Below are 25,971 nucleotides of genomic sequence, written 5' to 3' on the forward strand. Positions count from 1 at the left end.
GCCTGGCAACATCTTCAAGGACGGATGACAGGGTTGGATCCAGGAAATCGGCATCGTCAATGTCCAGGACGAGCGGCCAGTCCTTAAGGTATTCAGCCCGGCTGAACGGATTGCGGCATTTTTGCAAGACCACCACGTCCGGCCGGAATTGCCGCAGGATACGATTGTGCCGGCCAAGGCCGAGGCCTGGGTCGAGGACAATCGATGTCCACCCGTGCCCGGCCAAGCCATCTGCAATCTTATGGGCGCGAAGCAATCCCGACATCGCTTTTCCGTTGCTGGTCAGGAAAGCGACCCGGGGCCGCGAACCTGCACGGAAAATGGCTGGATACAATTGCATTTCCCGGATGACCGGACCCAGCAACCGTTTTGTCGAAGACAGAAGACGCGCCGCCGCCATGTCTCAGCCCGTCCAGCCCGGCTGGTCGGTCAAGGGGCGGCGCGGGGGCTGGCCGGATCGCCGCTGGACGCAGCGGTCATAAACCAGCGAGGGATCGCGCCCCATCAGGTAATCGCCCGATAGATCGACCGAGACGCTGCCAAAGCCGCGCGTGTCCCCGTCAAAGCCGGTGCCGACGCCCACGGCGACATTGGTGCGCGGGCGCACAGCCAGTTCGGCGTCGCGCAGGCAGGTCAGTTCGGCCTGCTCGACCGGAACCGGGCCGCAGGCGGCCATGGTTCCGACGAAAGCCAAAGCCAGATGTCCCGCCCGCGCGCCCATCAGGTCACGCCGTGCGCGCCGCCGCAGCGATGCACTGCGTGGTCGCGGGGCGCGAAACGATCGCCGCCACGCTGTCGGCCGTTCCCGTCACACCGGCGCGGGATGCCTGGGCAATGTCGATAAGTTCCGCCGTTGTGGCGTTGTTGACGACGCAATCGGTATAGGGCGCGACATTGGCGCCGGGCAGGCGCTTTTCCATTTCCGCGTTGATGACCGTGCGGGCCACCTGGCGCGAGGCCGCGTCAAGCACGGTGGGCGTGGTGATCACGGATGGCGCCGTGGTGACGGTCGTGGCGGGCGGTATCGGGGCGACGCAGCCGGCCAGCGTGGCGGCGGCAAGTCCAAGAACGGCGAAAGTCTGAAAACGCATCAGTAAACCCTCTTTTTCGGAGCAATCTTCTTCAGGTCGATCCCGCCATCTTCTTCTTTTGTCAAAGGATCCAGATGGACGGGGCGGTAATCCAGTTTAACCGCGTTTCCATCCACCCATGCAAGCGAGTGCTTGCGCCAGTTGGCGTCGTCCCGCTCGGGCCAATCCTCATGCGCATGGGCGCCCCGGCTTTCCTTGCGCGCCTCGGCGGCGACGATGGTCGCAAGCGCGTTGGGCATCAGGTTGGTCAGCTCCAGCGTTTCCATCAGATCCGTGTTCCAGATCAGGCCCCGGTCCGTGACGCGGATGTCGTCCATCTTGGTGGCGATGGCGGTCATCTTTTCGGCGCCCTCGGCCAGGGTCTTGTCGGTGCGGAACACCGCCGCGTCGGCTTGCATGGTGCGCTGCATCTCCAGCCGCAGGTCTGCGGTGGGCGTGCCGCCATTGGCGTGGCGCAACGCGTCAAAGCGCGCCAGGGCCTTGTCCACCTGAGCCTGGTTCGTGGCAGGGATATGACCTTCCCGGTCAACCACCTGCCCCGCGCGGATCGCGGCGGCGCGGCCAAAGACCACAAGGTCGATCAGGCTGTTCGATCCCAGGCGGTTCGCGCCATGCACGGAAGCGCAGCCTGCCTCTCCCACGGCCATCAGGCCGGGGAAGATGGCGTCGGGGTTGTCGGCGGTCGGGTTCAGAACCTCTCCCCAGTAATTCGTCGGGATGCCGCCCATGTTGTAATGGACCGTTGGCAGGATCGGGATCGGCTGCTTGGTGACATCGACGCCCGCGAAGATCTTGGCCGATTCACTGATGCCGGGCAGCCGTTCGGCCAGCGCCTCGGGCGGCAGGTGCATCAGGTTCAGGTGCATATGGTCCTTGTCGGGACCGACGCCCCGGCCTTCGCGGATCTCGATAGTGATGCAGCGGGAAACCACGTCACGCGACGCCAGATCCTTGTAGGTCGGCGCATAGCGTTCCATGAAACGCTCGCCTTCGGAGTTGGTCAGGTATCCGCCCTCGCCCCGCGCGCCTTCGGTGATGAGGCAGCCCGAACCATAGATGCCGGTCGGGTGGAACTGCACGAACTCCATGTCTTGCAAGGGCAGGCCCGCGCGCGCCACCATGCCGCCGCCGTCGCCGGTGCAGGTATGGGCGGATGTCGCGCTGAAATAGGCGCGGCCATAGCCGCCGGTTGCCAGCACGACCATCTTGGCATTGAAGACGTGGATGGTGCCGTCGTCCAGCTTCCAGCAGACCACCCCCGTGCAGGCGCCGTCCGTGACGATCAGGTCGATGGCGAAATATTCGATGAAGAATTCCGCGTTGTTCTTCAACGACTGGCCATAAAGCGTGTGCAGGATCGCGTGGCCGGTGCGGTCGGCTGCGGCACAGGTCCGCTGAACCGGGGGGCCTTCGCCGTATTCGGTGGTGTGGCCGCCGAAGGGACGCTGATAGATCTTGCCCTCCTCGGTCCTGGAAAACGGCACGCCGTAATGTTCCAGTTCATAGACGGCCTTGGGCGCCTCGCGCGCGAGGTATTCCATCGCGTCGGTGTCGCCCAGCCAGTCCGACCCCTTCACGGTGTCGTACATATGCCATTGCCAGCTGTCCGGTCCCATGTTCGACAGCGACGCGGCAATGCCGCCCTGGGCCGCGACGGTATGGGACCGCGTGGGGAAGACCTTGGTCACGCAGGCCGTGCGCAGGCCCTGTTCGGCCATGCCCAGCGTCGCGCGCAGGCCAGCCCCGCCCGCGCCCACCACGACCACGTCGTAATCATGCGTATGGATATCGTAAGCTGCCATGTTGCCCTCAGATCGCGACGGTGATCAGCGTCATCTTGGCCAGCGCAAAGACCGCCGCCGCGATGACCGCCCAGGAAAAGACCACCGAGACGATGATCGCCACCTTGCGCGCCGTGTGTTGGAAATAATCGTCGATCATGATCCGGGTGCCCTTGATGAAATGCACCATGCCCACGACGATGAACAGCGCCGTGATCAGCGCCGGATAGGGGCGGCCGAAATAGGCCACCAGTTCGGGATGCGGCAGGCCGATGGCATTGCCGATGACCAGCATGAAGGCCGGGACCAGCAGGACCAGGGCGCAGGAGGTGACGGTCATGAACCAGTGGTCGGCCGTGCCGCTGTGTGCGGAACCCAGGCCCATGGCCGCCTTGCGGGGGGTGATATAGCGCATGGTTCGCGTTCCCTCAGGCAAAGAAGAACAGGATCAGGGACAAAAGCGTCAGCACGATCGATCCGATGATGATGGCCCAGCTTGCACGCTCGGCCTCCTCGATCCGCAGCAACTGGCCTGCGTCATAGAACAGGTGCCGGATGCCCGACAGCGTGTGGAACCACAGCGCCCAGGCCGACCCGGTCAGCACGATGAACCCGATCCAGGACCGCACCACCCAATCGGCGGCGGCGAATGCGCGGGGGCCGCTGACGGCGGCGGTCAGCCACCAGACCAGCAGAAGGATACCCGCGACAAGCGCGTGCCCGGTGATCCGCGTCATGATCGAGGTGATCGCAGCCATGGGCATACGATAAACCTGCATATGGGGGGAAAGCGGCCGGTTGCCCCGGTTCACATCGGCCATGATGCGGCGCTCCTTTAAACGGTTGACCCGTCCCGTCGCAGGCAAGGCTGGCCTCGCGGGCTGGCGATTGGCGTGTGTTTGTCGGCATTTCTGGCATCTGTCACCCGCAGATACCAGAGGCGTCTGCGATTTTCAGCGCTTTCCGGGCTTTGTGATCACGACCTGCGGGCGTGTGATCACAACGGATGCTGCGGATGCGAGATGACCCGAGTCGCCTGGCCGTCAAACCGGCATCAGTGCCCAGTAATCCAGATCCAGCAGAACTTCGGGCAGATAACGCCCGTCCCCATCCTTCAATGCGAATGCGCCGCTGTCGCCCTTGGTCGCGACCAGCCGCAGCCGGATCGCGCCGACGCCGGGCGCATCGGTTTCGGCCTTGTCCAGCACCTCGGACCAGGCGCGCAGGGTATCGCCGGCGAAGCAGGGGTTCGCATGGGCGCCGCCATTCAGCGCCACGATCATCTGCGCATTGGCAAGCCCGTTGAAGGACAATGCGCGGGCCATGCTGATGACATGGCCGCCATAGACCAGCCGCTTGCCATCCTCACGGTTGGTGGCGTCGAAATGGACCTTGGCGGTGTTCTGCCACAGGCGGGTGGCCAGCATATGCTCGGCCTCCTCTATGGTGACGCCGTCCACATGGTCGATCTTTTCGCCGATGTCATAGTCACCCCAGCGATGCGGTTCGCCCGCAAGCTCGAAATCATAGCCGGTGAAGTCCAATCCTTCGGGGATCACCAGATCCTCGGGCGCCACCACCGGCGGCAGGTTGGGCGTCACCGTTTCCGGCGCTGGGGCTGCCGCGTCGCGCTTGCGCACCATCACCCAGCGGACGTATTCCAGCACGGGTTCGTCCATCTGGTTCAGGCCGCGCGTCCGCACCCAGACCACGCCAGACGTGCCGTTCGAGTTCTGCTTCAGCCCGATCACCTGCGACTCCGACCGCAGCGTGTCGCCTGGCCAGACCGGCGCCAGCCAGCGGCCCTGGGCATAGCCCAGGTTTGCCACCGCGTTCAGGCTGACATCGGGAACGGTCTTGCCAAAAACGATGTGAAAGGCCAGCAGGTCGTCCAGGGGACTGCTTTCCAACCCGCAATTCGACGCGAATTCATCGCTGGAATACAGCGCATGGCGTGCGGGATAAAGCGCGTGGTACAGCGCCCGTTCCCCTTCCGCCACGGTGCGCGGAACGGCGTGGCGGATCACCTGGCCCAGGCGGTAATCCTCGAAGAAGCGGCCCGGATTGGTCTTGGTCATTGCTGCCCCAGCTTCATGTCGGGATGGTATTCGGCCTGGACCTGCTTGGTGACGGCCTGGCCCATGCGCATGACGCCCTTGACCGGATCAAAGGCCATCGAGGGGCTGCCATGAAGCGACCACCCCTTGGACAGCGCCTCGCTGATGCGGTGGCAGAACTGGACGGTGTCGTCCTCGGTGATGCAGCGGTAAAGGGTGGTCACGTCAGCCTCCGAATGGCCAGGGTCCGATCCAGCCGTGGATCAGGCCCACGACCAGCATGACGACGACCGCGCCCACGGCCGCCATGATTTCCTTGCGCGCGGGGAACGGCCCCGTGCGGCGCTTCCAGGCGCCCGCCCGGTTCAGCAACATGATTTCGACAAGCGCCCAGGCCAGCAGCCCGCCGAACAGGACAAACGAGGCCAGATCGCCGTTCACCAGCAGATGCGCGACCGCCCAGAGCGAGAAACCCGTCAGTTGCGGATGATGGATCCAGGCGGTGACGCGCGTTCCCATCCCGTCCGCTGCGTAAAGATAAAAGGCCAGCAGCATCAGCAGGTTGTTGATGCCTGTGGTCGCAGGCGACCTGCCCCACCAGACCGGGCCCTCTGCCTGCCCATAGCCCCGCGCCATCAGGAAAACCGACAGCACCAGCAGGACCGCGACCAGCCCCTTGCCTTTGTCGCCCAGGGCGGCGCGGCGTTCGGGGGCGACGCGCTTGAACAGATGCGCCGCCCACCAGAGCGCAACGCCCGAAATCAGCAGAACCATCTGGCTTTCCCCTCGCTGGATATGTTGGCGGCCACCCTGCCCTTATCCGGCCACCGCCGCAATCGCCTTGGCCCGGTCCAGCGTCTTGCGCGCGGTTTCCGCGTGCAGGTTTTCCACGATCTTGCCATCGACAACGGCCACGCCCTTGCCTTCGGCAGCGGCGGCGCTGAAGGCTTCGATCTGGCGCCGGGCCAGGTCGATCTCGGCATCCGTGGGGGCGAAGGATTCGTTGGCGACGGCAAGCTGGGCGGGATGGATCAGCGTCTTGCCGTCAAAGCCCATGTCCCGGCCCTGCTCGCATTCGGCGCGCAGCCCGTCCTCGTCCTTGAAGGCGTTGAAGACCCCGTCCACGATCACCTTGCCATGGGCCTTGGCGGCCAGCAGGCACAGGCCCAAGCCCGCCTGCATCGGCAGCCGGTCGGGACGAAAGCGGCTGTTGAGTTCCTTGGCCAGGTCGTTGGTGCCCATCACCATCCCCTCCAACCGGGGATGGGCGGCGATTTCCGCGGCGTTCAGCATCCCCAGCGGTGTTTCCATCATCGCCCAAAGGGGCGTGTCGGGGATCAGGGCGGCCACGCGGTCCAGATCGGCGGCGCTGTCCACCTTGGGGATCAGCACCGCATCCGCCGCAAGGGTCGCGCAGAACCGCGCGTCGTCCTCACCCCATTCTGTCGCCAACCCGTTGATCCGCACGATCCGGGCGCGGGGACCATAATCATTGCCCAAAGCCGTAGCCAGGGCATCGCGCGCGGCAGGCTTTTCACCGGGCGCGACCGCATCCTCCAGATCGAAGATGATGGCATCGGCGGGCAGCGTCTGCGCCTTTTCCATCGCCCGCGCATTGGCGGCGGGGATATACAGAACCGAACGATAGGGACGCGCCATCAGATCCTCCTCGCAACAATCTTGCGCGACGCTGCATTGCGGCGCCAGTTTTGGCAAGCGGATTTTTGCTGCGCTGCGGCGTCAGGCAAGCGCCTGCCAGACAAGCCGCAGCGACACCGCCAGCAAGCCCCAGGTGATCAGCTTGTAGAACAGCGCCTCGGGGATGATCTTGACCAGACGCAACCCGACCCAGACCGCCACAAGGGCCGCAGGCATCAGCACCGCAGCGGCCTTGAGGTTCGCCGAAGACAACTGTCCCAATGCGGCATAGGGGATCAGCTTGATCCAGTTGCAGACGGCAAAGAACCAGGTGGTCGTCCCGGCATAGACCAGCGCGGGCAGGCGCAGCGGCTGGACATAAACCTGCCAGGGCGGCGCGCCCGCGTGGCTGATGAAACTGGTATAGCCCGACAGCAGCCCCCATCCCGTGCCCCGGCCCAGGGACGGCTGGCGCGGCTTGCCCGACAGTTGGGGCCGGACCAGCGCGTTCAGCGCAAAGATCAATCCGATCGCCCCCACGATGAAGGTCACGCCATCCACCGGAACCACATGGGCCCCGGCCCAGCCGATGCCGATCCCCGCAATGGCGCCGGGCAGCGCGGTTGCCAGCACCCGCAGGTCGAAATTGCGGCGAAAGGCGATCAGGCCGCCGATGTCCGACACGACATAGATGGGCAGCATCAGCCCCGCCGCCTGCACCGGCGACATGACCAGCGACAGCACCGGGACCGAGATCATGCCCACCATCGCCAGCCCGCCCTTGGCCAGGCCCACCGAGATCGCGGCAATGAAGGCCAGCACCCAGCCTCCGGTCGTCAGATCCAGCATTTCCGCCCCCTTTGTGTCGGCAGCCATGCGTCCCGACGCGCGAAATGGCAAGTGTCAGCGCCAACAGTGGCTTGCGATTTCATGCGCGACCCCGTAACCACCCGGCAACATCATTCCATTGATCGGAGGTTATCCATGGCCCGACCCAAAATCGCACTGATCGGTGCGGGGCAGATCGGCGGTACGCTGGCGCATCTGGCCGCGATGAAGGAACTGGGTGACGTTGTCCTGTTCGACATCGCCGAGGGCACGCCCCAGGGCAAGGCTCTGGACATCGCGCAGTCGGGTCCGTCCGAGGGTTTCGACGCCGACATGAAGGGCGCCAACGATTACGCCGACATCGCGGGCGCGGATGTCTGCATCGTCACCGCCGGCGTGCCGCGCAAGCCGGGAATGAGCCGCGACGACCTGCTGGGCATCAACCTCAAGGTCATGAAGTCGGTGGGCGAGGGCATCGCCAAGCACGCGCCCGACGCCTTTGTCATCTGCATCACCAATCCGCTGGACGCGATGGTCTGGGCGCTGCGCGAGTTTTCGGGCCTGCCGCACGAGAAAGTCTGCGGCATGGCGGGCGTGCTGGATTCGGCGCGCTTCCGCCACTTCCTGAGCCTCGAATTCGGCGTGTCGATGCGCGACGTGACGGCCTTTGTGCTGGGCGGGCATGGCGACACGATGGTTCCGCTGACCCGCTATTCGACCGTTGCAGGGATTCCGCTGCCGGATCTGGTCAAGATGGGCTGGACCACGCAGGAGAAGCTGGACAGCATCGTGCAGCGCACCCGCGATGGCGGCGCCGAGATCGTCGGCCTGCTCAAGACCGGCAGCGCCTTCTATGCGCCCGCGACAAGCGCGATCGAGATGGCAGAAGCCTATCTCAAGGACCAAAAGCGCGTGCTGCCCTGCGCGGCCTATGTGGACGGCGCCTACGGCCTGAACGGAATGTATGTGGGCGTGCCCACCGTGATCGGCGCGGGCGGCGTGGAAAAGGTCATCGACATCACGCTGGACGACGATGAACAGGCGATGTTCACCAAGTCGGTCGATGCGGTGAAGGGCCTGGTCGAGGCCTGCAAGGGCATCGACAACTCGCTGGCCTGATCGGATCGCACAAGTCTGGCAAGGCGCGTCCCCAAGGGCGCGCCTTTGCATTTGATGATGTTCATCTTTCCGGTTCCGATGTAGCATTCGCAGGGTAGTTGAACCGGAGGCGACAATGACCCGAACCGTCCTGCCTGCTGCCCTTCTGTCTGCCCTGTTGATCGGTGCCTGCTCGGCGCCCCCCACCAGCCCGCGCCCGACCGACCAGTTGCCCTTCATGGGCACATGGGACTGCGGAACCACGGTGATGACCTTCACCCCGGATAGTTATCAGCCGTCGAACACCACGCTGCCGATCAAGATCAGCAAGTTCTCGACCCAGAACCGGGTCACCACCATGACGCTGGCGGACGGGGCGGTGATCCAGGTGCAGTGGCAGAACGACAACCGCATCAACTGGATGTCCGAAAGCACCGGCGACAGCCTTAGCTGTTCCCGCGTGGCAGGGTAAATCGTTAAGCGAATCCTGACTTCTGGACCTTTGTGATCACGGCATTTCCGGCTGTGATCACAATAAGCGACTTCTTGCCCCTTTCCGGGCTTTTCCTGCAAAATCGTTTCCTGACCTGCCTCTGATATGGCAAGACCCCGGCAAATCTGTCGAACCGAAAAAGGGGGTCAGGATGAATATCCACGAATACCAGGCCAAGGCGCTGTTGCGTCAATACGGCGCACCGGTCAGCGACGGCCGGATCGTGATGAAGGCCGACGAGGCCAAGACCTGCGCCAGCGAGATGGACGGCCCCCTGTGGGTGGTCAAGGCCCAGATCCACGCGGGCGGCCGCGGCAAGGGCAGCTTCAAAGAAGCCGAGGCCGGTGAAAAGGGCGGCGTCCGCCTGGCCAAGTCGGTCGAGGAAGCCGAGGAACTGACCCGCCAGATGCTGGGCCGCACCCTTGTGACCCATCAGACCGGTCCGGTCGGCAAGCAGGTCAACCGCATCTATATCGAAGACGGTTCCGACATCGCGCGCGAACTGTACCTGGCGCTACTGGTGGATCGCCAGACGTCCCGCGTCAGCTTTGTCGCCTCGACCGAAGGCGGCATGGACATCGAGGAAGTGGCCGCCCACACGCCCGAAAAGATCGTCAGCTTCAGCGTCGATCCGGCGTCGGGCCTGTCGGACTTCCACGGCCGCCGCGTGGCCTTTGCCCTGGGTCTGGAAGGCGCGCAGGTCAAGCAATGCGTGGCCCTGGTGAAAAACCTGTATCGCATGTTCATCGAGAAGGACATGGAGATGCTGGAGATCAACCCGTTGATCGTCACCCCCGAAGGCCAGATCAAGTGTCTGGACGCGAAAATGGGCTTCGACAACAACGCCCTTTACCGCCAGTCCGACATCATGGCGCTGCGCGACGAGACCGAGGAAGATCCCAAGGAACTCGCCGCGTCGAAATTTGACCTGAACTATATCGCCCTTGAGGGCGAGATCGGCTGCATGGTGAACGGCGCGGGCCTGGCGATGGCCACGATGGACATCATCAAGCTGTATGGCGCCGAACCCGCGAACTTCCTGGACGTGGGCGGCGGCGCGACCAAGGAGAAGGTGACGGAAGCCTTCAAGATCATCACCTCGGATCCGAACGTCAAAGGCATCCTGGTCAACATCTTCGGCGGCATCATGCGCTGCGACATCATCGCGGAAGGCATCATCGCCGCCGTGAAGGAAGTCGGCCTGCAGGTTCCCCTGGTCGTGCGGCTGGAAGGCACGAACGTCGACCTGGGCAAGGAGATCATCGCGAAATCCGGCCTGAACGTGATCGCTGCCGACGACCTGTCGGATGCGGCCGAGAAGATCGTGAAAGCCGTCAAAGGTTGAACCGCAGGGTGCGTGGTTTCACGCACCTTCCCCTGAGCATTGGTGCGTGAAACCACGCACCCTACGTCAAGGAAAGCCTTCAATGGCCGTTCTCGTTAACAAAGACACCAAAGTCATCTGCCAGGGGATCACCGGATCCCAGGGCACCTTCCACACCGAACAGGCGATCGCCTATGGCACGCAGATGGTCGGCGGCGTGACGCCCGGCAAGGGCGGCAGCGAACATCTGGGCCTGCCGGTATTCAATTCGGTCCACGAGGCCGTGGCGAAAACCGGCGCCACCGCGTCGGCGATCTATGTCCCGCCCCCTTTCGCGGCGGACTCGATCCTGGAAGCCATCGACGCGGAAATCCCGCTGATCGTCTGCATCACCGAAGGCATCCCGGTGCTGGATATGATGCGCGTCAAGCGCGCCCTCCAGGGGTCGCAGTCGCGCCTGATCGGGCCGAACTGCCCCGGCATCATGACGCCGGACGAATGCAAGATCGGCATTATGCCGGGTTCCATCTTCCGCCGCGGCAGCGTCGGCGTCGTGTCGCGTTCGGGCACCCTGACCTATGAAGCCGTCAAGCAGACCTCGGACGTGGGCCTGGGCCAATCGAGCGCGGTCGGCATCGGCGGCGATCCCATCAAGGGGATGGAGCATATCGACGTGCTGCGGATGTTCCTGGACGACGACGAGACCACCTCGATCATCATGATCGGAGAGATCGGCGGTTCGGCCGAGGAAGAGGCGGCCGAGTTCCTGGCCGAGCAGAAGAAGAAGGGCCGCTGGAAGCCGACCGCAGGCTTCATCGCAGGCCGCACCGCGCCTCCGGGCCGTCGCATGGGCCATGCCGGCGCGATCGTGTCGGGCGGCAAGGGCGATGCGGAGTCCAAGATCGAGGCGATGAAGCGCGCAGGCATCGTCGTGGCCGACAGCCCGGCCGGCCTGGGCGAGGCCGTGCTGAAGGCCATCAAGGCCTGACGCAACCCCCGGCGCGGCGCGCGCGTTCCCCCCAGAGAGAGCAACCGCTCTGTAACCACAGGAGAATCAAGATGAAGATGCTTTCCGCGACCATCATCGCCTCGACTGTTGTTCTGGGGGCCTGCGCGCCCGAGCCGATCACGCGGGTCGAAACGACCGTGACGGTGGATTCGGTCCCGAGCGCCGCGCTTGGCGCAGCGACGGGCCTGCCTGCGGACGCCGTCGTCGCCGCCTCGCGCACGGGCAACCAGTACACGGTGTTCTATCGCGGGAACGCGGTGACTGCCGACCAGGTAGCCGCCGCGCCCGCGATCATCTGTTCGAACACGGCCTCGCAGGTCTTTTCCGCCGAGGCGGTGGATACCTCTGCCCCGCAATTCGGCGGTGGCGTGCAAAGGATGACCGTCACCTGTGCGTGACGCGGTTTGAAAGCCGGTGCCTCCGACATAGGTATGGGGCACCGGAAACCAGGGGGATGACGTGGAAGACCAGCCGCCGCGCGCAGCAGCCAGACCTTCGGACGGGGCACCGGCCCGGACCGGCGGCTGCATGGCGCCCTTGTCCCTGGCCGCCCTTCTGGCGCTGACCGCCTGCGGACGTGCGCCCACCGACGACATCCTGCGCGGCGGCATCCCCGCCCTGACGAACCTGCACCAGGCCAGCACCCTGCCCCCGGACTCCGTGCGCACCGTGGCGCGGCGCGATTTCGGCTGGCGGCTGATCTATCACCCTGCCCGCGCGCCCGCTGGCGCCGACCAGGGCGCCGCCCGTGCGCTGTGCGGGCTGGAACGCCGCGCGGTGGCGCGGATCGAACGCATCCCGCGCGTGGATCCCTATGCCGATCCCGGCGCGGCCATCATCGACGTTTATTGTGCCTGAGGCGGTCATGACATCCAGAATTCCAGCGGCCAGTTTCCGCAACCTGCCCCGGCTTTCCGCCCTTCTTGCGGTTTGCGCCCTGACGGCCTGCATGGCACCGGCCGGGGGGCCGGCCCCGGTTCCCACCCCGGTGGCCCCCGCCGCCCCTGCCCTGCGGCGCGCCGTGGCGCCCGCTGCACCCGTCGCCCCGCCTGTCGCGGCACCGGCGGCGCCCGCCGCCGTGCCCACCGGCCCCGTGGATGGCCGCACCGGGTTGCACCAGGCCTCGGTGATTGCAGTCAGCGGCGACGCAGACAGCCGCTTCACCGTGCTGTTCCGCCCCGCCCAGACAGACGCATCCAAGGTCGAGGCCGCGCCCGCGCAGCTTTGCCGCAACGCCGGGCGCGACCTGGACAGCAGCCGCACCAACAAGCCGGGCGCGGGCAGCGCGATGCCCGGCGTCCAGATGATGATCGTCACCTGCACTGCCGCGTGATGCGGCCCCAACCCGTTCCCCCATTGCGTCAAGGACGCGAGACACAATGACCGACCAACCCAACAACGCCGATTTCCACGATTCGTCCTTCCTGCAAGGACACAACGCGGCCTATATCGAACAGCTTTACGGCCAATGGGCGCAGAACCCGGGTGCCTTCGACGCCGCCTGGGACGCATTCTTCCGCAGCCTGGGCGATACCGGAGAGGATGCCGCACGCGAGGCCAGCGGCGCCAGCTGGAAGCGCGCCGACTGGCCGCCGGTGCCGTCGGATGAAACCACCGCAGCCCTGACCGGCGAATGGGCGATGGCCTCCAAGGTCGAGGCCACCGCCGCGATGAAGAAGATCGCCGCCGTGGCCGAGGAAAAGGGCGTCCGCCTGACCGAGGACCAGATGCGCCAGGCGGTGCTGGATTCGATCCGCGCCCTGATGCTGATCCGGGCCTTCCGCATCCGGGGACACCTGCACGCCAACCTGGATCCGCTTGGCCTGCGCGACGTGCCCGACCATGGTGAACTGAACCCCGCCACATATGGCTTCGGCCCCGGCGATCTGGACCGGCCGATCTTCATCGACAACGTGCTGGGCCTGGAAATCGCGTCGATCCGCCAGATCACCGAATTGATGCAGCGGACCTATTGCGGCACCTTCGCGATCCAGTTCATGCACATTTCCAACCCCGACGAAGCCGCCTGGCTGAAGGAACGGATCGAGGGTTATGGCAAGGAAATCCAGTTTACCCAGGAAGGCCGCCGCGCCATCCTGAACAAGCTGGTCGAGGCCGAGGGCTTCGAGAAGTTCCTGCACGTGAAATACATGGGCACCAAGCGTTTCGGCCTTGACGGGGGCGAGGCGCTGATCCCGGCGATGGAACAGATCATCAAGCGCGGCGGTGCCTTGGGGATCCGGGAAATCGTCGTGGGGATGCCGCACCGGGGCCGCTTGTCGGTGCTGGCCAACGTGCTGTCGAAACCCTATCGCGCGATCTTCCACGAATTCCAGGGCGGCAGCTTCAAGCCCGAGGACGTGGACGGTTCGGGCGACGTGAAATACCACCTGGGCGCATCCAGCGACCGGGAATTCGACGGCAACACCGTCCACCTGTCGCTGACCGCCAATCCGTCCCACCTGGAGGCTGTGAACCCGGTCGTGCTGGGCAAGGCGCGCGCCAAGGGCGACCAGCTGGGCGACACGCATGATCGCACCGCGGTCCTGCCGATCCTGCTGCATGGCGACGCGGCCTTTGCGGGCCAGGGCGTGGTGGCCGAATGCCTGCAATTGTCGGGCATCAAGGGCCATCGCACCGGGGGCTGCATCCATATCGTGGTGAACAACCAGATCGGCTTCACCACCGCGCCGCATTTCAGCCGCACCTCTCCTTATCCGACCGACATCGCCCTGATGGTCGAGGCGCCGATCTTCCACGTGAACGGCGACGACCCCGAGGCCGTGGTCCATGCCGCCAAGGTCGCGACCGAGTTCCGCCAGAAGTTCCAGAAGGACGTGGTGCTGGACATCTTCTGCTATCGCCGCTTCGGTCACAACGAAGGCGACGAGCCGATGTTCACCAACCCGGCGATGTACACCAAGATCAAGGGCCACAAGACGACGCTGCAGCTTTACACCGAACGCCTGGTCGCCGACGGCCTGATCCCCGAGGGCGAAATCGAGGACATGAAGGCCGCGTTCCAGAACCACCTGAACGAGGAATTCGAGGTGGGCAAGGCCTTCAAGCCGAACAAGGCCGACTGGCTGGACGGCAAGTGGTCGGGCCTGGACCGCGAGGGTGCCGAATACGTGTCGGGCGAAACCGGGATCGAGCCGTCCACCATGGCCCAGATCGGCCGTGCGCTGACCACGGTTCCTGAAGGCCACAGCCTGCACAAGACGGTGGGCCGCCTTCTGGATGCCAAGCGCCAGATGTTCGAAACCGGCGAAGGTTTCGACTGGGCCACGGGCGAGGCCTTGGCCTTCGGATCGCTGCTGGTGGAAGGCAAGACCGTGCGTCTGGCCGGCCAGGACAGCACGCGCGGCACCTTCAGCCAGCGTCATTCGGCATTCATCGACCAGAAGTCCGAGGATCGTTACTATCCGCTGAACCACATCGCCGACGGCCAGGCGCATTACGAGGTCATCGATTCGATGCTGTCGGAATATGCGGTCCTGGGCTTTGAATACGGGTATTCGCTGGCCGAACCGAACGCGCTTGTGTTGTGGGAAGCCCAGTTTGGCGATTTCGCCAACGGCGCGCAGATCATGTTCGACCAGTTCATCTCGTCGGGCGAGAAGAAATGGCTGCGCATGTCGGGGCTGGTGATGTTGCTGCCCCACGGCTTCGAGGGCCAGGGGCCGGAACATTCCTCTGCCCGCCTGGAACGGTTCCTGCAGATGTGCGCCGAGGATAACTGGATCGTCGCCAACTGCACGACGCCGGCCAACTATTTCCACATCCTGCGCCGCCAGATGCACCGCCGGTTCCGCAAGCCGCTGGTGCTGATGACGCCCAAATCGCTGCTGCGCCATCCCAAGGCCACCAGCCGGGCCGCGGATTTCCAGACCGGCTCCACCTTCCACCGCGTGCTGTGGGACGATGCGCAGCAGGGCAGTTCCGACATCACGCTGGTGCCCGATCACCGCATCCGCCGCGTCGTGATCTGTTCGGGCAAGGTCTATTACGACCTGCTGAAGGCGCGGGACGAGGCCGGGATCGACGACATCTATCTGATGCGCCTGGAACAGTTCTATCCCTTCCCCGCGCAGTCGATGGTCAAGGAACTGGCCCGCTTCAAGGACGCCGAGATCATCTGGTGCCAGGAAGAGCCCAAGAACCAGGGCGGGTGGAGCTTTGTCGAGCCCTACCTGGAATGGTCGCTAGACCGGCTGGGCGCCCGACATAACCGCGCCCGCTATGTCGGGCGCAACGCCGCCGCATCGGTCGCCACGGGTCTTGGGTCGCGCCACAAGGCCGAGCAAGAGGCTCTGGTGTCCGAGGCGCTGTCGCTTGAAGGATGATCTGATGCCCACCCAAGTCCGCGTGCCCGCACTGGGCGAATCCGTCACCGAGGCGACCGTCGCCACCTGGTTCAAGAAACCGGGTGACGCGGTCGCGGTGGACGAAATGCTGTGCGAGCTGGAAACCGACAAGGTGACGGTCGAGGTGCCCAGCCCGGCTGCGGGCATCCTGGCCGAAATCGTCGCGGCGGAAGGCGAAACTGTTGGTCCCGACGCGCTGCTGGCCCAGATCTCTGACGCCGGCACCGACATCCCCCAAGAACAACCGAAGGCCGAGACGGCCCAGAAGACCCCGGAAGGACAAAAGATGAGCGGCAAATCCGTTGACGTGATGGTCCCCGCGCTTGGCGAAAGCGTGACCGAGGCGACCGTGGCCACCTGGTTCAAGAAGCCCGGCGACACTGTCGCCGTGGACGAGATGCTGTGCGAACTGGAAACCGACAAGGTCTCGGTCGAGGTGCCCAGCCCCGCCGCCGGTGTCCTGGCGGACATCCTGGCCGAGGAAGGCGCGACCGTCGATGCCAAGGCGCGCCTGGCGATCATCACCGAGGGCGCGGCGGGTGCAGCGCCCCGTCCGGCCGAACGGGCCGCCAGCGGATCCCCCGACAACAAGGGCGCCTATGGCAATGCCGCGCCCCCGGTCGGCTCCGCATCGGGCGGCGAGGACGGGACCACGGCAGGCGAGGTCGGATCGCCCGGCGCCGGTCCCGAACAGATGCAGCCCCGTTCCGATGTCGAGGATGCGCCCTCGGCCAAGAAAGCCATGGCCGAAAAGGGTGTCAGCCGCGACCAGGTGACGGGTTCGGGCCGCGATGGCCGGATCATGAAGGAAGACGTGGCCAAGGCCCAACCCGCGGCCAAACCGGCCGCCCCTGCCCCGGCGGCCCCCCGCCCGGCCGAGGATGCCGCGCGCGAGGAACGGGTGAAAATGACCCGCCTGCGCCAGACCATCGCGCGCCGCCTGAAGGACGCGCAGAACACCGCGGCGATGCTGACCACCTATAACGAGGCCGACATGAGCGGCATCATGGGCCTTCGCAACGAATACAAGGACGCCTTCGAGAAAAAGCACAAGGTCAAGCTGGGCTTCATGTCCTTCTTCGTGAAGGCCTGCTGCCACGCCCTGAAGGAAGTCCCCGAGGTCAACGCGGAAATCGACGGCACCGACGTGGTTTACAAGAACTATGTCAACATGGGCGTGGCCGTGGGCACCCCCTCGGGTCTGGTTGTCCCCGTGGTCCGCGACGCCGATCAAAAGGGCTTTGCCGCGATCGAGAAGGAAATCGCGGAACTGGGCACCAAGGGCCGCGACGGCAAGCTGACCATGCAGGAAATGCAGGGCGGCACCTTCACCATCTCGAACGGCGGGGTTTACGGCTCGCTGATGTCCTCGCCCATCCTGAACCCGCCGCAGTCGGGGATCCTGGGAATGCACAAGATCCAGGACCGCCCGGTTGTGGTGGGCGGGCAGATCGTCATCCGTCCGATGATGTATCTGGCGCTGTCCTATGACCACCGGGTCGTGGACGGCAAGGGCGCCGTGACCTTCCTGGTGCGCGTCAAGGAAGCGCTGGAGGATCCGCGCCGCTTGCTGATGGATCTGTAACACCACAGGGCACCTCCGCACGCGCGGCGGTGCCTTTTTGCGAAAGGCCAGGCCATGCAACTGATTGCCCATTACACCGTCGCCGATTACGCGGCCTTTCGCGCCGCCTTTGACGCCGATGCCGAGGATCGCGGCCATAACGGGCTGTCGCTGCTGCAATTGTGGCGCGAGGATGGCCGCAATGCCTGGGCACTGTATCAGGTGAACGACGCCAAGGCCGCGCGGGCCTATCTGTCCGGGGGCGCCGCTGCCTTCAATGCGCAGGCAGGCGTGAGCGCGACCGATTTCCACTTCCTGGAAACCGCCTGACATGATGACCCCCGAACTGACCGTTCTGGCGCTTGCGGGCCTGGTGCAGGCCATCCAGTTTGCCGCCTTTTCGATCACCGCGAATCTTCAGGTCGGCCCCAAGGTCGCCATGGGACCGCGCGACAATGCTCCGGCCCTGAAGGGAACGGCCGGGCGCCTGCAACGTGCGCTGAACAACCATTTCGAAGGGCTGATCCTGTTCACTTTGGCGGTGGTCGTGGTCACGCTTGGCGGGCATTCGTCCGGCGTCACCGCAACCTGCGCATGGATTTATCTTGCCGCGCGTATCCTTTATGTCCCCGCCTATGTTCTTGGCTGGGTGCCTTGGCGCTCGGCCATCTGGGCCGTGGGGTTCGCGGCAACGATGTTGATGATATTGGCCGCGCTGTTCTAGGCAGCGGCCGTGAGGGACAAGAAGGAACAAGCCATGTCCACCTATGATCTGATCGTGATCGGCGCCGGGCCGGGCGGTTATGTCTGCGCCATCCGCGCAGCCCAGCTTGGTCTGAAGGTCGCCTGCGTCGAGGGGCGCGAAACCCTGGGCGGCACCTGCCTGAACGTGGGCTGCATCCCGTCCAAGGCCCTGCTGCACGCCAGCCACATGGCGCATGAAGCCCATGAGAACTTCGAGAAGATGGGCCTGAACGTGGGCCATGTCGAGGTCGATTGGCAGAAGATGCAGGGCTACAAGGCCGACACGGTCGCGGGCAACACCAAGGGCATCGAGTTCCTGTTCAAGAAGAACAAGATCGACTGGCTGAAAGGCTGGGCAGAGATCCCGGCGCCGGGCAAGGTCAAGGTGGGCGACACCACGCACGAGGCCAGGAACATCGTGATCGCCACCGGATCGGTCCCGTCGGCGCTGAAGGGTGTGACGGTGGACAACGACGCGGGCGTCGTGGTGGATTCCACGGGCGTTCTGACCTTGCCGAAAATCCCCGGGTCCATGGTCGTGATCGGCGCGGGCGTGATCGGGCTGGAACTGGGTTCGGTTTATGCCCGCTTGGGGACACAGGTGACCGTGGTCGAATACCTGGACGCCATCACCCCCGGCATGGACGCCGAGGTGCAAAAGCAGTTCCAGAAGATCCTGACCAAGCAGGGCCTGAAATTCGTCATGGGCGCCGCGGTGTCGGGGGTCGAGGCTGCCGAAGGCGGGGCCAAGGTCAACTATGCCTTGCGCAAGGACGACAGCCAGCACAGCCTGGACGCCGAGGTCGTGCTGGTCGCCACCGGCCGCCGCCCCTATGCCGACGGCCTGGGCCTTGACGGCCTGGGTATTCAGGTGACCGACCGGGGCTATGTCAAGGTGGACGGCCATTGGCAAACCTCGGTTCCCGGCATCTATGCCATCGGCGACGCGGCCCCCGGCCCGATGCTGGCCCACAAGGCCGAGGACGAGGGCATGGCCGTGGCCGAGGTGATCGCAGGCAAGCATGGCCATGTGAATTATGACGTGATCCCCGGCGTGATCTATACCATGCCCGAGGTCGCGGCAGTCGGCCTGACCGAGGAAGCCGCCAAGGCTGACGGTCGCAAGATCAAGGTCGGCAAGTTCCCCTTCATGGGCAATGCGCGCGCCAAGGCGGTGATGCAGGCGGACGGTTTCGTCAAGCTGATCGCCGATGCGGAAACCGACCGGATCCTCGGCTGTCACATCATCGGCCCGAATGCCGGCGAGATGATCCACGAGGTCTGCGTGGCGATGGAATTCGGCGCGGCCGCGCAGGATCTGGCGCTGACTTGCCATGCGCATCCGACCACTTCGGAAGCCGTGCGCGAAGCGGCGCTGGCCTGCGGCGACGGCGCGATCCATGTCTGATCTTGGCCGACGCGGGCTGATCCTGGCGACGCTTGCCCTTGCCGCCTGCGGCGGGGGCGGCGCCCCGATGCCCGGGGGCCTGGGCCGCAACGGGCTTTACCCGAACGAGACGCCGGAACTGCGCGCGCGCATCAATTACTGGTCGCGCCAGTATCAGGTGCCGTCTGCCATAGTGCAACGGATCATCCTGCGGGAATCGCAGCATCGACCCAGTGCGCGCAACGGTTTGTATTACGGGCTGATGCAGCTGAGCCCGCAAACCGCCCGCACCATGGGCCATCGCGGATCGCCGGCCAGCCTGCTGGATGCGGATACGAACCTGCGCTATGGCGTCAAATACCTGCGCGGCGCCTGGATGGTGGCCGAGGGCAATCCCGACAAGACGGTCATGTGGTATTCGCGCGGCTATTACTACGAAGCCAAGCGCAAGGGCCTGTTGAAGCAAACCGGCCTGCGCGGCTAAGGCTTCTTCTTCACGCAAATATCCTCGGGGGGTGAATTGCGCCCCAGGCGCAAGAGGGGGCGCGAGCGCCCCCTTTCTTCGTCAACCGTGCCGCGCAGCCTTCAGCGCCGCGACGCCAGGCAGTTCCTTGCCTTCCATCCATTCCAGGAAGGCACCCCCTGCGGTCGAGATGAAGGTAAAGTCCCCGGCCACGCCCGCCTTGTTCAGCGCAGCCACCGTATCGCCGCCCCCTGCGACCGAAATCAGCCTGCCGTCCCGCGTCAGCCCGGCCGCCGCTTGCGCCGCCGCATTGGTGGCGCGGTCGAACGGCTCGATCTCGAAGGCGCCAAGGGGGCCGTTCCAGATCAGCGTCTTGCACCGCGCCATCGCCTCGCGCAGCGCATCGACGGTCGCGGGACCGGCATCCAGGATCATCGCATCTGCCGGGCAGTCCTCGACCGGCAGCACCTGGGATTCGGCGCCCGCCTTGAATTCGCGCGCCACGACGATGTCCAGCGGCAGGTGGATCACGCAGCCCCCCTGGTCGGCCTTTTCCAGGATCTGGCGCGCAGTGTCGGCCATGTCGCGTTCGGCCAGGGACTTGCCGACCTCGACCCCCTTGGCCACCAGGAAGGTGTTCGCCATGCCACCCCCGATCACCAGATGGTCGACCTTGTCCACCAGGTTCATCAGCAGATCCAGCTTGGTCGAAACCTTGGCCCCGCCAACCACCGCCATCACCGGCCGCTGCGGCGTTCCAAGCGCCGCGTCAAGCGCCTTCAACTCCGCCTCCATCAGGCGCCCCGCACCCGACGGCAACAGCCGCGCCAGCCCCTCGGTCGATCCATGCGCCCGGTGCGCGGCGGAAAAGGCGTCGTTCACGTAAGCCCCGCCCAGGGCCGCCAGCGATGCGGCAAAGGTGGGGTCGTTCGCTTCCTCGCCTTCATGAAAGCGCGTGTTTTCCAACAACGCCACGTCGCCCGGCTTCAGCCCGGCGACCACCCGCTTGGCAGGCCCACCGATGCAATCGTCGGCAAAGACCACCGTTTGCCCAAGCGCCGCTTCCAGCGCGGGCAGGATCTGCTTCAGGCTCATGGCATCGACGCGCTTGCCCTTGGGGCGGTCGAAATGCGCCAGCAGGACCGGAATGCCGCCTCGTGCCTGGATGTCCTTGACGGTCGGCACGATCTTTTCGATCCGCGTCGCATCGGTCACCCGGCCGTCTTCCATGGGCACGTTCACGTCCACGCGGGTCAGGACGACCTTGCTGTCCATGTCCAGATCGTCAATCGTCTTGAAATCGGCCATCTGTGGTCCTTTCGGGCTTTTGAGCGTCGAAGGCTTGTCCCGCATGGGGCCGTTCGCGTCAACTCTCGCGTAAGGGTGATCCCGCCGTGATCGGGTTTGCGCGTTGCCCTTGGGGCGCCGAAGCCCTAGACCAAGACGCAAACCTTGCAAAGGAGAGCCGCATGGCCGAGATCGCCGATCCCGAAAACACCATCATCATCGAATTGAAGGATGGTCCCGTCGTCATCGAACTGCTGGCCGATGTCGCGCCCAAGCACGCCGCGCGCATGAAGGAACTGGCCCGCGCCGGGAAATACGACAACGTGGCCTTTCACCGCGTGATCGACGGCTTCATGGCCCAGACCGGTGATGTGCAGCACGCCAACATGGAAAACAACTATGCCCCCGGCCGCGCGGGCACCGGCGGTTCGGACCTGCCCGACCTTCCGGCCGAATTTTCCAAGCTGCCCCATGACCGCGGCACCCTGGGCGCGGCGCGGTCGCAGAACCCGAACAGCGCCAACAGCCAGTTCTTTATCAACTTCAAGGACAACCATTTCCTGAACGGCCAGTACACCGTTTATGGCCGGGTGATTTCCGGTATGGAGCACGTGGACAAGATCGCCAAGGGCGAACCGCCTGCAAACCCCGACCGCATGATCTCGGTCAAGGTGGCTGCCGATGCGTAAGATCCTGATCCCCGCACTCGTCCTGGCCGCATCGGCGGCCTCTGCCCAGGCCCCTGCCCATGAAGACGGCCCCGGCCCGAACATGGTGATCGAGGTGGCCGGTGCCGACGGCACCGCCAAGGGCACCATCACCCTGGACCTGCTGGCCGACAAGGCGCCGAACCATGTCGCGCGCCTTGTGGAACTGGCGAAGGCCGGCGCCTATGACGGTGTGGTCTTCCACCGGGTCATCGACGGCTTCATGGCCCAGACCGGCGATGTCGAAAACGGCAAGCATGACGGTGCCAGCACCGCCATGGCCGGCATGGGCGGATCCGACCTGCCGGATCTGGAGGCCGAGTTCAACGATGTCTCGTTCGGGGCGGGCACCGTGGGCATGGCGCGATCGCAGGATCCGAACAGCGCCAACAGCCAGTTCTTCATCGACCTGGCGCCCGCGACCTTTCTTGACGGGCAATATACCGTGGTCGGCCAACTGGTCGACGGCTGGGACGTTCTGAACCAGATCAAGAAGGGCGATGCGAACGCCAACGGCGCGGTCGAGGCGCCGGACTATATGTCCAAGGTCACGATTGTCGAATAAGTCGGCATGAAGGGGGCCTCGCGCCCCCTTTTTCGCACTTGCAGCATCGGCTGCCACGCGCCTATCGTTCCCGCGACATGGAACCGCGAAACCTTCCTGATGTGACAGAGATCACGCCCTCGGCCGGGGTCGAACGCGCCTGCCACGGCTGGCGCGCGAAATGCCTGCAACGGCTGGTCAGGATGCAGTTGCCGGTGCCGCGCAGCTTTGCGATCCCGGCAGAATCGGTGCAGTCGATCGCGACGGGCAAGCCGGTCGATCTGGGAACCTTGTCCGGGTTGTTCGCGCAAGGCGACGGGCTGGTCAGCGTCCGTCCTTCCGCCTTGATGCCGGAATGGGGCGGGCCGGGCACCGTGCTGAATGTCGGCATCAACGACCAGACCCATGACCGGCTGGCCCGCCGCATCGGCCGCGCCAATGCCGACACACTGTATCGCAGCTTTGTCCAAGGCTATGCCATCCATATCGCGCGGCTGGACCCCGATATGTTCGCGCAGGAAGGCGACAACGCCCTGGCCGAGGCGCTGCACTGTTACCGCGATGAAACCGACGAGGATTTCCCCCAGGATCCCGCCACCCAGCTGGCCGAGGTTCTGCGGTCCATGGCGCGTGCCTGGGAAGGCCCGACCGCACGCCTTCTGCGCCAGGCCAAGGGCGCGCCCGCCAATGCGCCCCTGGGCCTGGTCGTCCAGCAGATGGCGCTTGGCATGGGGCCGGGGTTGTGCGGATCGGGCAGCATCCAGTTCGTCGATTCCGTCACCGGCGCGCCGCGCATCACCGGGCGGTTCCGTCCCCAGCATCACGGCGGCGCGTCGGGGTCGGGGGCCGAAAGCTTCTATCTGGCCCATGACGACCGCGGCCCGTCCTTGCAGGACACCGCCCCCGAGATGTTCGCCGACCTCATCCGCTTCGGCGTCGCCGCGCGCGAACGCCTGCGCGAGGAGATGCAGATCGAGTTCGTGGTGGTGGACGGCCAGATCTCGATCATCGACGCCACGCGGGTGCAGCGCACGTCGCGCGCCGGTGTCCGCATTGCCGTGGCCCTAGCCCGCGACGGCATCATCCCTGAATCCGAGGCGGTGATGCGCGTCGAACCCCGCGCCCTGGCGGATCTGCTGCACCAGCAAGTCGACCCCACAGCCCCGCGCGAGGTGATCGCGCGCGGCATCAACGCAAGCCCCGGCGCGGCGACCGGGCGGATCGTCTTTACCGCCGCCGCAGCCCAGGCCTTTGCCGCGCGGGACGAGGCCTGCATCCTGGTGCGCCGCGAAACCGTCCCCGAGGATGTGCGCGGGATGCACGCATCGGTGGGCGTCCTGACCGAACGGGGCGGAACCACCAGCCACGCGGCGGTGATCGCGCGGGGCATGGGCCTGCCCTGCATCGTGGGGGCCAACGGCATCAGCATCGACACCCGACAGCGGACCCTGCTGGCCGGCGGCGCCACTTTGCGCGAAGGGGACGAGATCACCATCGACGGATCCTCGGGCGAGGTTCTGGCAGGCCGCGTATCCCTGCTGGAACCGGCGCTTGACGAGAATTTCTCTCAGTTGCTGGACTGGGCCGATGCGGCGGGGGGCATCGCCGTGCGCGCCAATGCCGACACGCCCGAAGACGCGCGCACCGCGCGCCGCTTCAATGCCCAAGGCATCGGGCTGTGCCGGACCGAACATATGTTCTTCGACGCCGACCGCCTGCCCGCCATGCGCGAGATGATCTTTGCCGACAAGCCTGGCGACCGTCGCCTGGCCCTCGACCGCATCCTGCCTATGCAGCGCCAGGACTTTACCGCGCTGTTCGAGATCATGGCGGGCCTGCCCGTCACCATCCGCCTGTTCGACCCCCCCTTGCACGAATTCCTGCCCCATGACCGCGAGGGGATGCGGGAACTGGCCGATTCGCTGGACCTGCCCTTGTCCGACGTGACCCGCCGGGTCGAGGCCTTGTCGGAATTCAACCCGATGCTGGGGATGCGCGGGGTCAGGCTGGGGATCACGGTTCCCGAAATCTATGACATGCAGGCCCATGCCATCTTCGAGGCAACGGTGGACGCCAGCCGCAAGGGCGCGCCGGTCGTGCCCGAGATCATGATCCCCCTGGTCAGCGCCATGCGCGAGGTCGAGCTGGTCAAGAACCGCATCGACGCCGTCGCCGCCGCCGTCAGGAACGACCGCCGCACCGATTTCGCCTATCGCCTGGGGGTCATGGTCGAAACGCCGCGTGCCTGCCTTCGCGCGGGCGACATCGCGGCCCATTCGGCCTTTCTGTCCTTTGGCACGAACGACCTGACGCAGATGACCTATGGCCTGTCGCGCGACGATGCGGGGCGGTTCATGAGCACCTATGTCGGCCAGGGCGTGTACGAGGAAGACCCGTTCCACTGCCTGGACCAGGAAGGCGTCGGGGAACTGCTGCTGATAGGGGCGCAGCGCGCACGCCAGCAGCATCCGGGCATCACCATATCGGTCTGCGGCGAACATGGCGGCAATCCCGAATCCATCGGGTTCTGCCATGATGCGGGCTTCGATTACGTTTCCTGTTCGCCTTTCCGGGTGCCGGTGGCACGCCTGGCGGCTGCACATTCGGCATTGCGCGCCCGGCTTCGGCACGAGGATTGATGCCGTTCCGGCAGGAAACGAATCACTCGGACCCGCAGACAAGCCCCTGAAATTCGGTCCGAAACGGACCTAGTCAGGGGCCGGCGTGCTGGTTTCCGCCAATTAACCTTTTCCACGTCGGCAGGATGCTGCCGGAAATGGCGGATTTCGGGCCAATCCGGGCTTTAGCGGACAAGTGGCATAGTCCGGGCAATCGTTAAAACCGTAAGCATTCCGGTAACGCCGCAGGGCCATTCGGTTCGGTTTCGGCGGCCCTGTTAACACCCCGTCCACCCGGCACGGTTATAGGATTGCATATGAAAACGCTGTTTCAGCGGATGGCGCCGTCTTGTCTGTGCGCCGCCGCCCTGACCCTTACGGCCACAGGCGCCATGGCGGGCAACGGATCGCTGTTCTCGTCCGATGCGGGGCTGTTCTCGGCCGCCGCCCACAAGGGCGATGCCCCCCGACCGACGCCGCTTCTATATACGGATGCCGAGCCTGTGAAGGTGGAAAACCCCGTCGCGGAAGAAATTCCCTCGGCCCAGGTTTTCCTGGCCAGCAGCCGGGGCCGGTATAACGAAAGCGACCTCAACTGCATGGCCGAGGCCATCTATCACGAGGCACGAGGCGAAAGCACGCGCGGCCAGGCTGCCGTGGCCGAGGTGATCCTGAACCGCGTCGAAAGCCGTCAGTTCCCCTCCTCGGTCTGCGCGGTGATCAACCAGCCTAGCCAGTTCAGCTATACCATCGGCGGGAAGAAACGGATCGGCAACAAGGCCGCCTATCTGCGCGCCCGCGACATTGCCCGCAACGCCCTCGCAGGTGCGCCGCGCGTCCTGACCGGGGGGGCCACCTATTTCCATACGCCTGCCGTGCGCCCGTCATGGTCGCACCGGTTCCAGCGGACGGTGCAAATCGGCCAGCACATCTTTTATCGTCCGGGCGGGCAACGGGTCGCCTCGAACTAA

28 protein-coding genes are annotated in these 25,971 nt (G+C 65.3%); 17 read left to right on the forward strand and 11 right to left on the reverse strand.

The window, feature by feature from the left end; translation table 11 throughout:
* Positions 1-403: 403 nt before the first annotated feature.
* From Q5701_RS11690 to Q5701_RS11735, 10 genes are all read right to left on the reverse strand, one after another.
* On the reverse strand, positions 404-721 hold the full coding sequence (locus Q5701_RS11690; protein ID WP_234853675.1) for a hypothetical protein: 318 nt from the start codon (positions 719-721) through the stop codon (positions 404-406).
* A 4-nt stretch (positions 722-725) separates the two neighbouring features.
* Positions 726-1,091, reverse strand: coding sequence for a hypothetical protein (locus tag Q5701_RS11695; RefSeq protein ID WP_306751162.1), 366 nt, complete (start codon positions 1,089-1,091; stop codon positions 726-728).
* Positions 1,091-2,893, reverse strand: a complete 1,803-nt coding sequence (sdhA, locus tag Q5701_RS11700; protein ID WP_234853677.1) for a succinate dehydrogenase flavoprotein subunit — start codon at positions 2,891-2,893, stop codon at positions 1,091-1,093. Before sdhA ends, Q5701_RS11695 begins: the two co-directional genes overlap by 1 nt.
* Positions 2,894-2,900: 7 nt before the next feature.
* The gene (locus Q5701_RS11705) at positions 2,901-3,287 is read right to left on the reverse strand and encodes a succinate dehydrogenase, hydrophobic membrane anchor protein (protein WP_234853678.1); all 387 of its coding nucleotides are present in this window, start codon (positions 3,285-3,287) and stop codon (positions 2,901-2,903) included.
* Positions 3,288-3,300: 13 nt separating this feature from the next.
* Positions 3,301-3,693: a succinate dehydrogenase, cytochrome b556 subunit gene (gene sdhC / locus Q5701_RS11710; protein WP_306751163.1), complete on the reverse strand. Its 393-nt coding sequence runs from the start codon at positions 3,691-3,693 to the stop codon at positions 3,301-3,303.
* 222 nt (positions 3,694-3,915) lie between these two features.
* Complete coding sequence (locus tag Q5701_RS11715) at positions 3,916-4,950, reverse strand: MaoC family dehydratase (protein WP_306751164.1); 1,035 nt, start codon at positions 4,948-4,950, stop codon at positions 3,916-3,918.
* On the reverse strand, positions 4,947-5,153 hold the full coding sequence (locus tag Q5701_RS11720; RefSeq protein WP_306751165.1) for a DUF1737 domain-containing protein: 207 nt from the start codon (positions 5,151-5,153) through the stop codon (positions 4,947-4,949). Before Q5701_RS11720 ends, Q5701_RS11715 begins: the two co-directional genes overlap by 4 nt.
* Before the next feature lies 1 nt (position 5,154).
* A complete protein-coding gene (locus tag Q5701_RS11725; RefSeq protein ID WP_306751167.1) occupies positions 5,155-5,703 on the reverse strand; it encodes an NnrU family protein in 549 nt (182 codons plus the stop codon).
* Between the two features lie 42 nt (positions 5,704-5,745).
* Positions 5,746-6,588 carry an HpcH/HpaI aldolase/citrate lyase family protein gene (locus Q5701_RS11730; protein ID WP_306751169.1) on the reverse strand — a complete coding sequence of 281 codons (843 nt, stop codon included), beginning with the start codon at positions 6,586-6,588 and terminating at the stop codon, positions 5,746-5,748.
* Between the two features lie 81 nt (positions 6,589-6,669).
* Complete coding sequence (locus Q5701_RS11735) at positions 6,670-7,443, reverse strand: sulfite exporter TauE/SafE family protein (RefSeq protein WP_306751170.1); 774 nt, start codon at positions 7,441-7,443, stop codon at positions 6,670-6,672.
* Positions 7,444-7,551: 108 nt separating this feature from the next.
* Here Q5701_RS11735 and mdh point away from each other — a divergent pair, with 108 nt between their 5' ends.
* The 13 genes from mdh to Q5701_RS11800 all read left to right on the forward strand — a co-directional run bounded on the left by mdh (position 7,552) and on the right by Q5701_RS11800 (position 19,865).
* Positions 7,552-8,514 (forward strand): malate dehydrogenase, encoded by a 963-nt coding sequence (gene mdh / locus Q5701_RS11740; protein WP_306751171.1) that lies wholly within the window; start codon positions 7,552-7,554, stop codon positions 8,512-8,514.
* Between the two features lie 115 nt (positions 8,515-8,629).
* Positions 8,630-8,965: a hypothetical protein gene (locus Q5701_RS11745; protein WP_234853686.1), complete on the forward strand. Its 336-nt coding sequence runs from the start codon at positions 8,630-8,632 to the stop codon at positions 8,963-8,965.
* Positions 8,966-9,137: 172 nt separating this feature from the next.
* Positions 9,138-10,331: an ADP-forming succinate--CoA ligase subunit beta gene (gene sucC, locus Q5701_RS11750; protein ID WP_234853687.1), complete on the forward strand. Its 1,194-nt coding sequence runs from the start codon at positions 9,138-9,140 to the stop codon at positions 10,329-10,331.
* 82 nt (positions 10,332-10,413) lie between these two features.
* The gene (gene sucD / locus Q5701_RS11755; protein WP_234853688.1) at positions 10,414-11,298 is read left to right on the forward strand and encodes a succinate--CoA ligase subunit alpha; all 885 of its coding nucleotides are present in this window, start codon (positions 10,414-10,416) and stop codon (positions 11,296-11,298) included.
* A gap of 71 nt (positions 11,299-11,369) precedes the next feature.
* Complete coding sequence (locus Q5701_RS11760) at positions 11,370-11,717, forward strand: hypothetical protein (RefSeq protein WP_306751173.1); 348 nt, start codon at positions 11,370-11,372, stop codon at positions 11,715-11,717.
* A 61-nt stretch (positions 11,718-11,778) separates the two neighbouring features.
* Positions 11,779-12,177, forward strand: coding sequence for a hypothetical protein (locus Q5701_RS11765; RefSeq protein ID WP_306751174.1), 399 nt, complete (start codon positions 11,779-11,781; stop codon positions 12,175-12,177).
* 7 nt (positions 12,178-12,184) lie between these two features.
* Positions 12,185-12,652 (forward strand): hypothetical protein, encoded by a 468-nt coding sequence (locus Q5701_RS11770; RefSeq protein ID WP_306751175.1) that lies wholly within the window; start codon positions 12,185-12,187, stop codon positions 12,650-12,652.
* 46 nt (positions 12,653-12,698) lie between these two features.
* Positions 12,699-15,665 (forward strand): 2-oxoglutarate dehydrogenase E1 component, encoded by a 2,967-nt coding sequence (locus tag Q5701_RS11775; protein WP_306751176.1) that lies wholly within the window; start codon positions 12,699-12,701, stop codon positions 15,663-15,665.
* A gap of 4 nt (positions 15,666-15,669) precedes the next feature.
* Positions 15,670-17,271 carry a 2-oxoglutarate dehydrogenase complex dihydrolipoyllysine-residue succinyltransferase gene (gene odhB, locus Q5701_RS11780; protein ID WP_306751177.1) on the forward strand — a complete coding sequence of 534 codons (1,602 nt, stop codon included), beginning with the start codon at positions 15,670-15,672 and terminating at the stop codon, positions 17,269-17,271.
* Positions 17,272-17,325: 54 nt separating this feature from the next.
* Complete coding sequence (locus tag Q5701_RS11785; protein WP_306751178.1) at positions 17,326-17,580, forward strand: hypothetical protein; 255 nt, start codon at positions 17,326-17,328, stop codon at positions 17,578-17,580.
* Positions 17,581-17,584: 4 nt separating this feature from the next.
* Positions 17,585-17,974 (forward strand): MAPEG family protein, encoded by a 390-nt coding sequence (locus Q5701_RS11790; RefSeq protein WP_306755400.1) that lies wholly within the window; start codon positions 17,585-17,587, stop codon positions 17,972-17,974.
* A 33-nt stretch (positions 17,975-18,007) separates the two neighbouring features.
* The gene (gene lpdA / locus Q5701_RS11795; RefSeq protein ID WP_306751179.1) at positions 18,008-19,402 is read left to right on the forward strand and encodes a dihydrolipoyl dehydrogenase; all 1,395 of its coding nucleotides are present in this window, start codon (positions 18,008-18,010) and stop codon (positions 19,400-19,402) included.
* Complete coding sequence (locus tag Q5701_RS11800; RefSeq protein ID WP_306751180.1) at positions 19,395-19,865, forward strand: transglycosylase SLT domain-containing protein; 471 nt, start codon at positions 19,395-19,397, stop codon at positions 19,863-19,865. Before lpdA ends, Q5701_RS11800 begins: the two co-directional genes overlap by 8 nt.
* A gap of 81 nt (positions 19,866-19,946) precedes the next feature.
* Here the strand turns inward: Q5701_RS11800 and Q5701_RS11805 are convergent, their stop codons facing one another.
* Complete coding sequence (locus tag Q5701_RS11805; protein WP_306751181.1) at positions 19,947-21,152, reverse strand: phosphoglycerate kinase; 1,206 nt, start codon at positions 21,150-21,152, stop codon at positions 19,947-19,949.
* A gap of 161 nt (positions 21,153-21,313) precedes the next feature.
* Between Q5701_RS11805 and Q5701_RS11810 the strand changes: the two genes are divergently transcribed.
* From Q5701_RS11810 to Q5701_RS11825, 4 genes are all read left to right on the forward strand, one after another.
* Positions 21,314-21,820, forward strand: a complete 507-nt coding sequence (locus Q5701_RS11810; protein WP_234853698.1) for a peptidylprolyl isomerase — start codon at positions 21,314-21,316, stop codon at positions 21,818-21,820.
* Entirely contained in the window at positions 21,813-22,403 is a 591-nt protein-coding gene (locus Q5701_RS11815) for a peptidylprolyl isomerase (protein ID WP_306751182.1), read from the forward strand. Before Q5701_RS11810 ends, Q5701_RS11815 begins: the two co-directional genes overlap by 8 nt.
* A 77-nt stretch (positions 22,404-22,480) precedes the next feature.
* Positions 22,481-25,021: a putative PEP-binding protein gene (locus tag Q5701_RS11820; RefSeq protein WP_306751183.1), complete on the forward strand. Its 2,541-nt coding sequence runs from the start codon at positions 22,481-22,483 to the stop codon at positions 25,019-25,021.
* A 296-nt stretch (positions 25,022-25,317) separates the two neighbouring features.
* On the forward strand, positions 25,318-25,971 hold the full coding sequence (locus tag Q5701_RS11825) for a cell wall hydrolase (RefSeq protein ID WP_234853700.1): 654 nt from the start codon (positions 25,318-25,320) through the stop codon (positions 25,969-25,971).

Source organism: Paracoccus actinidiae, assembly GCF_030863885.1.
In the GTDB taxonomy this organism is placed as follows: Bacteria; Pseudomonadota; Alphaproteobacteria; order Rhodobacterales; family Rhodobacteraceae; genus Paracoccus; species Paracoccus everestensis.